We start from the raw sequence: 13,878 nt of genomic DNA on the forward strand, positions 1-13,878 counted from the left end.
TCAGGTCCGCCGAACCAACGAGACGGTGTTCGGCCCGACCACGGCGCTCGCCAGGTCGACCCGCGCCAGTCCCCCGGGCACGAGCGCGTCCGCGATCGTCAGGCGGAGTGCCGTCTGCGAGTACCGACCCGTCGTGGCGCGCCCGCCGGAGGCACTGCCCGTGCCGGTGTCCTCCTGCACGTTGACGCGCAGCGAGAGCACGCCGGGCAACCCCGCGAGCACCGTCCCGAGTGCGCGCACCACCGGGCCGCCGATCGTCGTGGTGATGGTCGTGCCGAGCGTGCCGACGACGGCGAACAGCTGCGTCGTCAGGGTGCCGACGACCGCCTGGGTCAGCGGGTTCACGAGCGAGGTCGCGAGGCCGGTGACGACGCCGAGCAGCGGGCCGAGGTTCAGCCCGAGGAGCGCCACACCGACCGTCAGCTTCGTCTGCCCGGACATCAGCGCCGCGACACCGGTGTCCACCCCGACGGACAGCGTGGCGATCTTCAGCCGGATGCCGAGGATGGGCGCGCTGAGGTCGGCGGCCAGGGCGATGCGGACGTGGAGGGCCCCGAGCGCCGTCGTCAACGCGGCGGTGACCTTCGACGCCCATGAGTCGATGACCTGTCCGAGCCGGTCCGCGAGCGCGCCGAGCGTCGTCGCATCGAGCACCACCTCGTGGTTCGGCGGCAGGTCGTTCAGTCCGTGCACGTCGTCCCCGAGCAGGTGCGCGAGGTCGACACGCACCGACCCCGCCGACAGGTCGAGCGACAGCGTGCCACCCGTGTCCTGCACCGGTTCGGCGAGCAGCGGTGCCACCGCGCCGGCCAGGTCCGGGCCGGTGATCTCCACTGTCCCGCCGATCGTGCCGAGCCCGAGGCTGCCGGTGAGCCCCCCGAGCACCCCCAGCACGCCCTGGTCGATCGTCCGCGCGAGCACCCCGTCACGGCCACCGAGGGCGTCGACCGCGGAGTCGAGCTGCACGACGGTGTCGTCCACCGCGGTGACCAGGGCGCCGACGAGCGGGCTGTCGACCCGCAGGTCCAGGCTCGCGATGCCGTAGTCGCGTTCGACGCCGAACGTCTCGGCGTCATCGGCGACGGTCTGCACGGCAGCTGCCCGCACGGCGGTGCGGAGGTTCGTCGCGAGAGTGCGCTGCACGACGCCGCCCCAGACGTCTTCGCGGATCGCGTCGCATCCGTCGAGCTCGGCACTCGCCCCCACCGCACCGACGTCGAGCCCGACGTCGGTCACGTCCGCGATGCCCGGCAGCGCGCGGCCGAGGGTGATCGACGCGGGGTCCGGCAGGTCGCTCGTCGGGGTGGTGTCGGTGACGAGCACACCGCCGGAGTCCGCCACGAGACCGGACGCCGCCACCGCTTCCCCGGTGCCCGCGGCGGTCGCCACCTGGTTGACGGCACCGGCCGACCCCGCGGGGAGCCCGACGCCGAGGCCGGTGAGGTCGATGCCCACCAGGTCCCCGAGCAGACCGACGTCGAGCGGGTTCCCGAACGCCTGGGTGAACGGCCGCCCGCCGCTGCCGAGCTCCGGCGCGGTGACGGGTTCGACCGCGGCCGGCGCCGCACCGGTCTTGGCCACGGTGACCCCGCGCACGGTCGCCACGTCGTCGAGGTCGATGCCCGCGAGGCTCCCGCTGAGGAACCGGCTCGACGCCGTCGCGGTGTAGTCGGCGTCGGCACCGCAGTCGAACGAGGACGTCCCGACGCCGCCGTGCGCCCATTCGCGGTCGTTCCAGGACGCGCTGCTCGGGACGGCCGCCGGGGTCAGGAGCGCAGCCGCCACGACGACGCCGGTCGCGACCGCGAACCGCCCGCGGCGCACGGCCGGCAGACGCAGACCGGCGCGGCGACGGGGACGCAGACGCGGCGTCACGGTGCGCCTCCCGCGGCGCGGACGGGACGACGGAGCCGGAGCGCCACCCCCGTCAGCAGCGCCGCGACCGCCACGAGCACGGGTCCGAGGAACCCGCCACCGGTCATCGCGAGCACACCGGGAGCCGGGCCAGGACCAGAACCAGAACCAGGCCCAGAACCAGAACCAGGCCCAGGCCCAGGCCCGGGGCCGTCCCCCTGCGCCGTCACGCCGATGCCGACCTCGGCCGACGGCGCGAGCGGTGTGGCGGGGTCGCCGAGGGACAGCCGCACGAGCAGGTACGCCGTGCCGTCGCCGTCCGGGTCCGGGATGCGGACCGCCGGGCTCGCCGTCGCCCAGTCGGCCGCGGGGGTCGCCGACACGAGCTCGGCGACCCGTCCCTCGCAGGTCGGCGCCGAGTCGGGGTGGCGCCACTCCTCGTCGCAGGTCGCCACCGAGACCATCACGCCGTCGGTGCCCGCGCTGTGCGCACCACGGCCCTGCACCTGCAGGTCGAGGGTCACCGGACCCGGCTCCTCCACCCGGGTCCTGATCTGCCACGTGACGTCGCCACCGAGCGCCGGGTCGGGGAGTGCGAGGGGGGTCGGACCGGTGTCGAGGACCAGGCGACCCGGTGTGCCGGTCGTCGCCACGGGCCTCCAGTCCGTCGCCGCGACCGCGACCGCCGTCGTCCCCACGCCCGCCGAGCCGACGAGGACGGCACCGACGACGGCGAGCAGCGCGAGCGGGCGCATCACGTCGTCTGCTCGCGCCGACGCTCGGGCCAGAACGCCCACGCGACGAGTACCCCGACCACCGCGACCGCGAGCCCACGTGCGGGCGGGCTCGTGAGCGCGACGAGGACGGTGCCGAGCGCCGGGGCGTGGGCGAGCGCGAGTCCGGCGTCGCGGACCACGTACGGCTGCCGGTCGTCGGCGGTGTTGTCGTCGCCGCGCAGGGTCAGGGACCGTGCGGCCGCGTCGCCACGCACCCGCTCGATCGCGACGATCCGGTGGGTCACGGGCAGCGTCGACCCCGGACGGGGAACGGTCACGACGTCGCCGTCGTCGAGCTCGGCGGCGGACACCCGGTGGGTGATCGCGAGTCCGCCTGCCGGGATCGTCGGCGCCATCGAGCCGGTGGTGACGACGACGAAGGACAGCCCGGTGAACGCCACCGCCGCCCAGGCGAGCAGGCAGGCGAGACCGACCGAGCCCGCGACCGTCATGACGACGGTCCGGACGCGGTCGACGGGACGACGACGTGGTGTCGCGTCCTCGGTGGCGGACGTCGACGGGGCGGTGCCGCGCACGGCGGCGTCAGTCGGACTCGGCGGCGAACTGCCAGGCCGGCGCGGCCGTGCGCCCCTGGAGCGCGTCGACCGTGGTGCCCGACGGCAGGGTCGGTGACTCGGGGAGCGAGACCTCGAAGCAGTAGACCTGGGTCGAACCGGCGGCCGCGGCGAGCGGCTGCGCGGCCGATCCCCCGGTCGTGCCGAGCGGCCCGTCCGCGATGACGTTCCCCGGGGTGGTGAACGCGGTGGCGTCGCACGCGGCGGCGGTGCTCGTCGTCGTCGCGACCCGGACGTGCAGGGCGTCCCAGAGCGTCTGGTCCGCGTCGGTCACCGTGACGCCGTCCGCCGGCACCGCGGCGCTGAGCGCGACGTCGCCGGCGATCGACCCGGCGGTCGTGCGGAGCGCGACGGGCGCGTACGTCGCGGTGCCGGGCGAGAGCGCGAGGGCGTCGACCGTGAACCGCAGCGCCTGGCCGGAGTTCGACTCGTCCGAGGTGAACCCGGCCGCGGCGAAGGGCGCCAGGACGTTCTGCTCGACCTCGAAGCCCGAGGTGCCGACCCCTGGTCCGCCGGAGCCGTTGCCGCCGAACACCCACTCGGTGTCCGTCCACGACGCGAGGGTGTAGCCGAGGCCCCCGACGACGAGGACCCCTCCCGCGGCGAGGGCGAGGACGCGGTTGCGGTTCCGGTTCCGCTTCCGGGCGCGCGGGGGCGCGGTGCTGTCAGCCATGACGTGTCTCCTGATCCGTGACGCCGATCGGTGGTGACGACGGCCGGGGTGGTTGGTCCCGGCCGTCGTCGTCGACGTCTGTGCTGATCCTTGCTCACTGTTGGTGCGGAATCAACCGCGGCGCTACCCCTTGACGGCCCCCGAGGTGAGTCCGGAGACGATCGAGCGTCGGAACACGAGCACCAGGATCACGATGGGCACCGTCGCCGCGACGCTCGCCGCGAAGATCTGCGCGAAGGGCACCGTGAACTGGGTGCCGAACAGCGCGATGCCCACCGGGATCGTGCGGAACGAGTTCTCGCTGTTGAACGTCAGCGCCATCAGGAACTCGCTCCACGACGCCGTGAACGTGAAGACACCGACCGTGAACAACCCTGGCTTCGCCATCGGCAGGATCACGCTCAGCACGGTGCGCCAGGCACCGGCGCCGTCGATCTCGGAGGCCTCCTCGATCGTCGAGGGGATGCCCACCAGGTAGTTGCGCATGATCCAGATGGCGAACGGCAGGTTGAACGCGACGTACGGCACGATCAGGCCCGGGTACGAGTTGAGCAGCCCGAGGTTCCGCTCGAGCAGGTACAGCGGCGTCAGCACCGCGATCGCCGGGAACACCGAGAGCATCAGCAACGACGTCATGATCGCCGTGCGTCCCCTGATCCACCGACCCGCGAGCGCGTAGCCCGCCAGGAACGCCAGTGCCAGGACGATCACGGTCGTCGACACCGACACGATCACGCTGTTCACCATGTACTGACCGAGCGCGTTGTCCCGGAACGCCACCACGAAGTTGTCGAAGGTCACCGACACCGGCCAGAACGTCGGCGGCGACTGCGAGATCTCGGACGCCGGCTTGAACGACGTCGTCACGAGCCAGTACAGGGGCAGCGCGGTGAGCACCGCGATGACGACCCCGCTGACGTTGACGGTGTTGACCCACTTGCGCCAACCCTTGCGCACGCGTTGACGGGGCATCAGTCGTCCCCTCCCTTCGCCTGGTTCCGGAACGCCCGGAGGAACAGCAGACAGCCGGCAGCGACGATGATCGCGGTGGACGTCGCGATCGCCGCGCCCGGCCCGATGTTGATGTCCTGGAACAGGACCTTGTAGCCCATGATCGCGAGCGACTGTGTGGCGGTGCCCGGACCCCCGTTCGTCAGCACGAACGGCAGGTCGAAGACGCCGAACGCCTGCAGGATGCGGAACAGCACCGCGATCGTCAGGGTCGGGGTGAGCTGCGGCAACACCACCCGCCAGAAGGTCTGCCAGGTGCTCGCGCCGTCGAGCTCGGCGGCCTCGTAGTGGTCCTCGGAGATCTGCACGAGCCCGGCGAGCAGGATGATCGCCACGAACGGCGTGGTCTTCCAGATGTCCGCGACCATCAGCCCGGTGATCGCGGGCACCGGTTCACCGAGGATCACAGGGGCGTCCCCGAACAGTCCGAAGAACCACGTCGCGACGCCGTACGTGCTGTCGTAGATGTACTTCCAGAGCTGCGCGTTCACGATCGTGACGAGCGACCACGGGACGAGCATGAGCGCGAGCATCCACCCGCGGGTCGCCCCGAGCCGTTCGAGCACCAGGGCGACGAGCATGCCGAGGACGAGCTCCACCGCGACCGTCACGACCGTGTAGAGCACCGTGAACCCGAGCGCCCGGTACCAGTCGGCGCTCTGCAGCAGCGCGGCGTAGTTGCCGAACCCGAACGACTGGATCGTGAACCCCTCGTAGCCGACCTCGACGTCGGCGAAGCTCAGGACGATCGAGTAGACGACCGGGAAGATCGTCACCGCAGCCACGACGAGCAGCGCCGGGGCCGCGAAGCCCCACGCGCCACGCGCGCGGATGCGGTCGAGGCGCGACCGCCCGCTCAGGCGAGGTGGCGGATCGACGCGACCCGCGCCTCCAGGCCTGGTCGACGACCGCGTGGCCGTGCCGGCGCTCACAGCGCAGCCCCCTGCAGGGCGAGCGAGATCGCGGAGGCCATCGCGCTCGTGCCGCCGTCGACGGACGCCTGACCGCCGAGGATGCTGTTGCCGTTCTGGTAGATGCCCTGCGAGACCTTCGGGTAGTACGCGGTCGAGGTCGGGCGGGGCACGAGCGTGATGCCGGCAGCCGTGTCGTAGGTGGGGCGGTTCTGCCGCTTCGCGTCGTCGCTGACCAGGCTCGCCGACCGCGCCGGCAGCACACCGCCCTCGCGGGTCAGGAACTGCTGCGCCGTCTCGCTCGACATCCAGCGCGCGAAGGTCAGTGCGGCTGCCGGCTCCTGCGTGTGCGGGTTGATGTAGTTCCCCCACCCGCCGATCGTGGAGTGGTGCTCGTCCTGCCCGTCGAACGTCGGGCGCGCGGCGAGACCGACCTTGCCCGCCACTCGGCTGTCCGGCCCGTTCGCGATGCCCCACGCGTACGACCAGTTGCGGAGGAACGCCGCCCGACCTCCCGAGAAGGCGTCGTTCGTGTCCTGCTCCTGGTACGTCAGGGTGGCCCGGGGGCTCGCGCCGTCCGTGATCAGGGAGCGCATGAACTCGAACGCACGCTTCGTCTCCGAACTCGTGGTCTCCGGCTTCGTCAGGTCGTCGTTGAGCAGCGATCCGCCTGCGTCGGCGACGAACTCGGTGACGTTGCAGGTGAGGCCCTCGTAGACGTCGCCCTGGAACGCGAAGCCGTAGCTCACGTCCCCGGTGTCGACGAGCTTCGCGCCGGTCTCACGGACTTCCTCCCACGACCGCGGCACCTGCAGGGAGTGCTTCGCGAGCAGGTCCTTCCGGTACAGGAAGAACGACTCGTCGATGTAGAGCGGGAACATGTAGTACGTCCCGTCGACGCTCGCCGCCTGTCGGAGGCCCTCCGGGAACTGGTCGAAGAAGTCCTCGCCCACGAGCTGGTTCACCGGGGTCGCGAGCTTGTTCTTCGCGAACTGCCCGGGCCACGCGACGTCGCCGAGGTACACGTCCGGAGTGCTGCTGCCGGCCGCGATCTGCGTCGTGAGGCTCGTCCGGTTCGTGTCGGTGTCGCTCGGCGCGGAGACGATGCGCACCCGGATGTTCGGGTGCTCCTTCTGGAACTCTGCGATGAGTCGGCGGCGCAGGTCACCGCCGTCCTTCGAGGCCACCTGCCCCGCCCACCAGCTGATCGTGGCCTCGCCCTCCGGTGGATCGGTGGGCCAGTCCCCCACGAGCGTGCGCTCGGGACGCGTGGAGCAACCGGCGAGCAGCAGCACCCCCGCTCCCCCGAGCAGGAACATCCTGCGGTCGATCGCCATCCGCGTCCTCCTCGACGTGTGGTGCTGAACCTGTGCGTCCACACAACCAAACATGGCCTGAGTGCGCGGTGGGCGCGGCGCGGCGGGCGGTGCGCGCGCGGTGCGGCGCGGTGCGGCGCGCGGATTTCGCGCTCAGCGACAGTTCACGCGTTCGCGGCCCCGTGAACTGTCGCGCAGCCCGAAAGGTGCGGACCGGCGGCCGGGAGGCGCGGGGCGGGGCCGACCCGCGCCTCCCGGCCGGTGGGTGGTCGCGTCGACGGCGCGTCAGGCGCGCGCGGGACCCGTCGAGTCCGCCAGGTGCATGGCACACGGGATGAGGGTGTGCGTGAGGTCGGTCGTGGCGCCCTCGAGCCGGTCGACGAGCGACTCGACCGCGAGCCGCCCGAGCTCCGGGCCGGGCGCGTTGAGGGTCGTGAGCACCGGCTCCGTGGCCGCTCCGGCGCCGTCGGAGGAGACGATCGCGATGACCGAGACGTCTTCGGGCACCCGCTTCCCGGCGGCCGTCAGTCCGCTGACCAGGCCGAAGTTCGAGTCGTCCTTCATGATGATCGCCGCGGTCACCCCTGGGTCGCGCTCGAGGAGTTCCCGCGCCGCAGCACGACCGCCCTCGGCCGAGGCCCCGGACGCGACGACCGTCCCGTCGAGCCCGCGCCGGGCCATCGACGAGCGGAACGCTGCCTCGGACCGGACCTTCGGGCCGTACTCCGCCATCGCCGTGCCGTCGAGGTCCTCGACCACGAGACCGATCCGCCGGTGCCCGAGCCCGGCGAGGTGGTCGAGGGCGTCCTCGACCGTGCGCTCGAAGTCGATGTCGACGAACGAGATGGACGAGGGGTCGGCGGTGCGGCCGATGGAGACGAACGGGACGTCCATCTCGACGAGCCGCTCGATCCGGGGGTCGTGCATCGTGACCTCCATCACGACGACGCCGTCCGCCAGGCCCCCGGAGATCAGGTCGCGCACGTCGTCGGCGGTGGTCGCGGCCGGCCAGAGCACCAGGTGGTACCCGAGCTCGGAGGCGCGGCTCGCGGCACTGGTGAAGAACTGCAGCGCCGTCTGACCGAGCCGCTGCTCGAGCACCGGGAAGAGCAGCGCGAGGATCCGGGTCCGGCGTGAGGCGAGCGCCCGTGCGACGACGTTGTTGCGGTAGCCGAGCTCGCGCATGGCGGCGGAGACGCGCGCCCGTGTCTCCTCCGACACCCGCTTGTTCCCGTTCACCACGAACGACACGGTCGCGATCGAGACCCCCGCCCGGTCGGCGACCTGCTGCATCGTCGCCATGGCGTCTCCCGTTCGTGTGGTCCGCTCACTGTAGCGCTGGACCGATCGGAAAATGTTCGTCTAAGCGCTTTACTGTCGAAGCGCTTAGATGCTAGCTTCGCAGCACTCGGGACGCGACGGAGCGGTTCTGGTCCGGTTCGCGGTCCGATCCACGAGCGGTACGTCCGCCTCGTGTCCGGCAACCATCCAGAGAAGAGCGAAGCAATGAAGCCTCGACACCGCAGGATCGCCCCGGTCCTCAGCGCGGTCGCCATGCTGGCGACCGTCCCCCTCGTCCTCGCCGGCTGCTCCGGGGGCTCGTCCGCGAGCTCCGGCGGCAAGGTGGACTCCATCACCGTGCTCGACTACTACAACCAGGGCAACGACAAGAAGGTCATCGGCGACTACCTCGACAAGTGCGGGGCTGCGAACGACGTGACGATCAAGCGCAGTCTGGTGCCCGGCTCCTCGCTCATCCAGAAGGTCCTGCAGCAGGCGTCGTCGAAGACCCTGCCCGACGTCCTGATGCTCGACAACCCGGACCTCCAGCAGATCGCCGAGACCGGGGCGCTCTCCCCGCTCACCGACTACGGCATCTCCACCGACGGCTACGCGAAGGGCGTGCTGCAGGCCGGTACGTACGAGGGCAAGGTCTACGGACTCGCGCCGACCGTGAACACCATCGCGCTGTTCTACAACAAGAAGGTCCTGTCGGACGCCGGCGTGACCCCGCCGAAGACGTGGGACGAGCTGCAGGCCGCGGCGAAGAAGCTCACGAAGGGCAGCCAGTACGGGTTCGCCGTCGACGCGAACGCCACCTACGAGGGCACCTGGCAGTTCCTGCCGTTCATGTGGTCGAACGGTGGCGACGAGAAGGACATCGCGACGCCGGAGACCACCGAGGCGCTGTCGCTGTGGAAGGGCCTCGTCGACGACGGCTCGATGTCGAAGAGCGTCGTGAACTGGACCCAGGCCGACGTGAACGACCAGTTCATGGCCGGCAAGGCCGCGATGATGATCAACGGACCGTGGCAGATCCCCGGGCTGAAGGCGTCGAAGGTCGACTACGGCATCGCGCAGATCCCCGTGCAGTCCGCCAGCGACAAGGCCGTCGCCCCGCTCGGTGGCGAGGTCTGGACCGTCCCGAACACCGGCGACAAGGCCAAGCAGCAGGTCGCCGCGAAGGTCGTCGCGTGCATGAACGACGCGAAGAACCAGCTCGCGATGGCGAAGCTGCGGTACACGATCCCCTCGAAGACCGCGGCCGCGCAGCAGTTCGGCAAGGACGTCCCCGAGGAGCAGGTCTTCGTCGACCTGGTCGCCGACGCCCGTGCCCGCACCGGTGAGCTCGGCGCCGACTGGCCGAAGGCGGCGACGAAGATCTACACCGCCGTGCAGTCCGCGCTGACCGGGCAGGACTCGCCCGCCGACGCCCTGAAGAACGCCCAGTCGAGCAACTGACGATGACTGCCACCGCGACCCCCGTCGCCCCACGGCGGGCCGCCGGCGACGGAGCTCCTCCTCCGTCCCGGCGGCCCCGCCCGGGCCGCAGCCTGCGCTTCCAGCGGCTCGCGCAGCTGCTGTTCCTGCTGCCCGCCGTCCTGTTCCTGCTGCTGTTCTTCGGCTACCCCGTGGTCAAGAACATCGTGATGAGCTTCCAGGCGTACACGACCTCGACCTTCTACACGGGCGAGGCTCCGTGGGTCGGGTTCGCGAACTACGCCTCGGTCGTCTCGTCGCAGCTGTTCGGGCCGGCGCTGCTCAACACCGCGCTGTTCACGATCGGGTCGATCGTCGGGCAGTTCGTCATCGGGCTGCTGCTCGCGCTGTTCTTCCGGCGGAACTTCCCGCTCTCCGGACTGCTCCGTTCCCTGCTCCTGCTGCCGTGGCTCCTGCCGCTCATCGTCTCGAGTGCGGTCTGGAAGTGGATGCTCGACCAGGACTCCGGCGTCGTGAACCAGTTCCTGCACCTGTTCGGCGCCGGGTCCGTCCCGTGGCTGACCAGCCCGGCGGTGGCGCTCATCACCGTCATCGCGGTGAACATCTGGATCGGCATCCCGTTCAACACGACGATCCTCTACGGCGGTCTGCAGGACATCCCGACCGAGCTGTACGAGGCCGCGGCGCTCGACGGTGCCACCGGGTGGAAGGCGTTCTGGGCGATCACCTGGCCGATGCTCCGCCCCGTCGTGAGCGTCACGCTCGTGCTCGGGGTCGTCTACACGATCAAGGTCCTGGACATCATCCTCGGCCTGACGAACGGTGGTCCGGCGAACGCCACCCAGACCATCGCGACGCAGTCGTACGACCTGTCCTTCAAGCAGTTCGACTTCGGACAGGGCGCCGCGCTGAGCAACATCCTCATCGTGATCTCGGCACTGTTCGCGATCGTCTACCTCCGTCTCAACAGGAAGGCCGTCGATGACTGACAGCGCCCTCCGGACCCGCGCGGTCGTCACCCGCGGCGCCCGACGACCCGTCCGGCCCACCAGCGCGAAGCAGTGGGTGCTCTCCGGCATCGGGATCCTGATCCTCGCCGTGATGCTGTTCCCCGTCTACTGGATGATCAACATCTCGCTCCAGCCGGCCGGCCCCGCCATCGAGGCCGCCTGGTTCCCGGTGCACGCGCAGCTGAACGGCTACGCGCAGGCCATCGCCGACCAGGGTGGGGCGCTCCTGACCAGCCTCGCGATCGCACTCGGCAGTGTCGTGGTGAGCCTGCTCATCGCGACGCCGGCGTCCTACGCGCTCGCGCAGTTCAAGGTGAAGGGCGTCGGGGCGGTGCTGTTCGGCATCCTCATCTCGCAGATGATCCCCGGCATCGTCGTCGCCAACGCGCTGTACGCCGCGTACAACGACCTCGGGTTGCTCAACACGATCCCCGGGCTGATCCTCGCCGACTCCACCGCCGGTGTGCCCTTCGCGATCCTCATCATGCGGGCGTTCATGCAGAACATCCCCCCGTCGATCATCGAGGCCGCCAAGGTGGACGGTGCCGGCAACTTCCGGGCGTTCCGCTCGGTCGTCGTCCCGATCAGCGCCAACGCCCTGATCACCGCCGGGCTCTTCACGTTCCTGTTCACCTGGAGCGACTTCCTGTTCGCGCTGACCCTCACCACCACCGGTGACGTCCGGCCGATCACGCTCGGCATCTACAACTACATCGGCACCTTCACCGCCGACTGGTCGACCGTCATGGCGGCCGCGGTGATGGCGTCGATCCCCGCCATCGTGCTGCTGCTCGTGGCGCAGAAGTTCATCGCAGCCGGAGCCACCGGCGGCGCAGTCAAGTGACCGGGTCACCGGCCAGCCTCGGGTCGCACGACCCGCGTCCCACGAACGACCCCGGAAGGGCACACATCATGACCACCACCCCGCTCCGCATCACCGTCTGGGGCGAGAACGTCCACGAGCAGGTCGAGCAGCACGTCGCAGAGCGCTACCCCGACGGCATGCACGGCGCCATCGCCGACGGGATCCGCGAGAACCTCCCGGACGCCGTCGTCCGGACGGCCACCATGCAGCAGCCCGAGCACGGTCTGACCGACGAGGTCCTGGCGGACACCGACGTCCTCACCTGGTGGGGGCACGCCGCGCACGCCGACGTCGACGACGCCGTCGTGGACCGGGTGCACAAGCACGTCCTCTCCGGCATGGGCCTCGTGGTCCTGCACTCCGGCCACTGGTCGAAGATCTTCGGCAAGCTGATGGGCACCACCTGCACGCTCCGGTGGCGCAGCGAGCACGATCAGGAGCTCGTCTGGACCGTGAACCCGCAGCACCCGATCACGCGCGGCGTCCCGAACCCGATCGTGATCCCCGAGCAGGAGATGTACGGCGAGTACTTCGACGTGCCGACCCCCGACGAGCTCGTGTTCATCTCGGGGTTCACCGGCGGCGAGGTGTTCCGGAGCGGCATGACCTACCGCCGCGGCCTCGGGAAGATCTTCTACTTCTCCCCCGGCGACCAGGACTTCCCGGTGTACCACCACGAGGACGTCCGCCGGGTGATCGCGAACGCGACCGAGTGGGCGCGGCCGGAGCGCGAGCGGGAGCTCCCGACGCTCCGCCGGTTCGAGCTCGGCGAGTACCTCGACGGCCAGCACTACCGCGGCCCGTTCGACGACGCACCCGTCGACGAGCCGGTCGACCAGCCCGTCGACGAAGTCGACCAGCGCGTCGACGAAGCGGCCCGCGCGTGAGCGCGTTGCGCGTCGTCCAGGTCGGCGCCGGCGGGATGGGCCGCGCCTGGCTCGGCACCGTCGCCGCCGACCCTGACGTGGAGCTCGTCGGCATCGTCGACCTCGACCTCGACGCCGCACGGGCCGGTGCCGCGCACGCCGGCGACCCGACGATCCCGGTCGGCACCGACCTCACCGCACTCGCGGCCGGGACCGGCGCCGAGGCCGTGCTCGACATCACGGTCCCCGTCGCGCACCACCCGGTCACCCTCGAGGCGCTCCGTGCCGGTCTCCCGGTGCTCGGTGAGAAGCCGGCGGCCCAGACCGTGGCCGAGGCCCTGTCGCTCGCCGCCGCGGCCGAGGCCACCGGCAAGCTGTTCATGGTCTCCCAGTCACGTCGGTACAACGACCACCTCGTCGCCTTCCGCGAGCACGTCCGACTCCTCGGCGACGTCGGCGGCCTGAGCACCCGGTTCGCCAAGGCCCCGCACTTCGGCGGTTTCCGCGAGGAGATGGACGACGTCCTGCTGCTCGACATGGCGATCCACGCGTTCGACTCCGCCCGGTACGTGCTCGAACGCGACCCGGTGTCGGTGTACTGCGAGTCGTGGAACCCGTCCTGGTCCTGGTACCGCGGCGACGCGGCCGCTGCGGCGGTCTTCACCTTCGAGGGCGACGTCCGCTACGTCTACGACGGCTCCTGGTGCGCGCCCGGCGCCGAGACGTCGTGGAACGGGGACTGGCGCGCCTCCGGTGCCGGGGGCACCGCGCTCTGGGACGGCGACACCGCTCCGTGGAGCGACCTCGACGGCACGGTCGGAGCACCGGGGAACGCACCGAGCGTCGGGCACGAGATCGCGGGCGCGCTCGCCTCGTTCGTCCGCGCCGTGCGCTCGGGCGAGGTCCCGGACGGCGAGGTCCACGGCAACGTGATGAGCCTGACCATGGTCGACGCCGCGATCGCGTCGACCAGGAGCGGCCGTCGCATCGTGATCGACGAGGTCCTCGAGCAGGCGCACGCAGAGGCCCTCGCGGTCGAGCGGGACGAAGCGGTCCGCGACCGGCTCGCGTCGTGGGGGTCCGTCCGGGACGCGCTGGGGGCGTCGGCCGCGGCCGCGCACTGAGGGACGGGAGGCGCGGGTCGGGCCCGCACCGCGCCTCCCGTCCGCTCGCCTCGCGTCTCGAACCCGCACTTCGTGAGCAGGAATGGTCGGGTCCCACAACGGGACCCGACCATTTCTGCTCACGAAGCGTCGGCGGGGGGGGTGGCACGTGGCACGTGGCACGTGGCGCGCCGTCG

13 protein-coding genes are annotated in these 13,878 nt (G+C 71.1%); 5 read left to right on the plus strand and 8 right to left on the minus strand.

Features of this window, described 5'->3' with window-relative positions; genetic code table 11:
• The 8 genes from EDF19_RS18775 to EDF19_RS03105 form a co-directional block, all read right to left on the minus strand.
• Positions 1-1,875 (minus strand): choice-of-anchor G family protein, encoded by a 1,875-nt coding sequence (locus EDF19_RS18775; RefSeq protein ID WP_148071016.1) that lies wholly within the window; start codon positions 1,873-1,875, stop codon positions 1-3.
• Positions 1,872-2,612 (minus strand): hypothetical protein, encoded by a 741-nt coding sequence (locus tag EDF19_RS18965; protein WP_185022640.1) that lies wholly within the window; start codon positions 2,610-2,612, stop codon positions 1,872-1,874. Before EDF19_RS18965 ends, EDF19_RS18775 begins: the two co-directional genes overlap by 4 nt.
• Entirely contained in the window at positions 2,609-3,166 is a 558-nt protein-coding gene (locus EDF19_RS03080) for a signal peptidase I (protein ID WP_123679436.1), read from the minus strand. The genes EDF19_RS18965 and EDF19_RS03080 overlap by 4 nt, the downstream gene beginning before the upstream one ends.
• 7 nt (positions 3,167-3,173) lie before the next feature.
• Entirely contained in the window at positions 3,174-3,878 is a 705-nt protein-coding gene (locus EDF19_RS03085; RefSeq protein WP_123679437.1) for an acyl-CoA dehydrogenase, read from the minus strand.
• Between the two features lie 123 nt (positions 3,879-4,001).
• Positions 4,002-4,850 (minus strand): carbohydrate ABC transporter permease, encoded by an 849-nt coding sequence (locus EDF19_RS03090; RefSeq protein ID WP_260216882.1) that lies wholly within the window; start codon positions 4,848-4,850, stop codon positions 4,002-4,004.
• Positions 4,850-5,821 carry a carbohydrate ABC transporter permease gene (locus EDF19_RS03095; RefSeq protein WP_185022641.1) on the minus strand — a complete coding sequence of 324 codons (972 nt, stop codon included), beginning with the start codon at positions 5,819-5,821 and terminating at the stop codon, positions 4,850-4,852. Before EDF19_RS03095 ends, EDF19_RS03090 begins: the two co-directional genes overlap by 1 nt.
• On the minus strand, positions 5,818-7,137 hold the full coding sequence (locus EDF19_RS03100; protein WP_185022642.1) for an ABC transporter substrate-binding protein: 1,320 nt from the start codon (positions 7,135-7,137) through the stop codon (positions 5,818-5,820). Before EDF19_RS03100 ends, EDF19_RS03095 begins: the two co-directional genes overlap by 4 nt.
• Positions 7,138-7,401: 264 nt before the next feature.
• Entirely contained in the window at positions 7,402-8,418 is a 1,017-nt protein-coding gene (locus EDF19_RS03105; RefSeq protein WP_260216883.1) for a LacI family DNA-binding transcriptional regulator, read from the minus strand.
• Between the two features lie 204 nt (positions 8,419-8,622).
• Between EDF19_RS03105 and EDF19_RS03110 the strand changes: the two genes are divergently transcribed.
• The 5 genes from EDF19_RS03110 to EDF19_RS03130 all read left to right on the plus strand — a co-directional run bounded on the left by EDF19_RS03110 (position 8,623) and on the right by EDF19_RS03130 (position 13,702).
• Positions 8,623-9,858 carry an ABC transporter substrate-binding protein gene (locus tag EDF19_RS03110; protein WP_123679440.1) on the plus strand — a complete coding sequence of 412 codons (1,236 nt, stop codon included), beginning with the start codon at positions 8,623-8,625 and terminating at the stop codon, positions 9,856-9,858.
• A gap of 2 nt (positions 9,859-9,860) precedes the next feature.
• Positions 9,861-10,826 (plus strand): carbohydrate ABC transporter permease, encoded by a 966-nt coding sequence (locus tag EDF19_RS03115; RefSeq protein WP_123679441.1) that lies wholly within the window; start codon positions 9,861-9,863, stop codon positions 10,824-10,826.
• Positions 10,819-11,691, plus strand: a complete 873-nt coding sequence (locus EDF19_RS03120) for a carbohydrate ABC transporter permease (protein WP_123679442.1) — start codon at positions 10,819-10,821, stop codon at positions 11,689-11,691. The genes EDF19_RS03115 and EDF19_RS03120 overlap by 8 nt, the downstream gene beginning before the upstream one ends.
• A 68-nt stretch (positions 11,692-11,759) precedes the next feature.
• Positions 11,760-12,599, plus strand: coding sequence for a ThuA domain-containing protein (locus tag EDF19_RS03125; RefSeq protein WP_260216884.1), 840 nt, complete (start codon positions 11,760-11,762; stop codon positions 12,597-12,599).
• A 5-nt stretch (positions 12,600-12,604) separates the two neighbouring features.
• On the plus strand, positions 12,605-13,702 hold the full coding sequence (locus tag EDF19_RS03130; RefSeq protein ID WP_123679915.1) for a Gfo/Idh/MocA family protein: 1,098 nt from the start codon (positions 12,605-12,607) through the stop codon (positions 13,700-13,702).
• The last annotated feature ends 176 nt before the right edge of the window (positions 13,703-13,878 follow it).

This window comes from Curtobacterium sp. PhB115 (genome assembly GCF_003752025.1).
Classification (GTDB): domain Bacteria; phylum Actinomycetota; class Actinomycetes; order Actinomycetales; family Microbacteriaceae; genus Curtobacterium.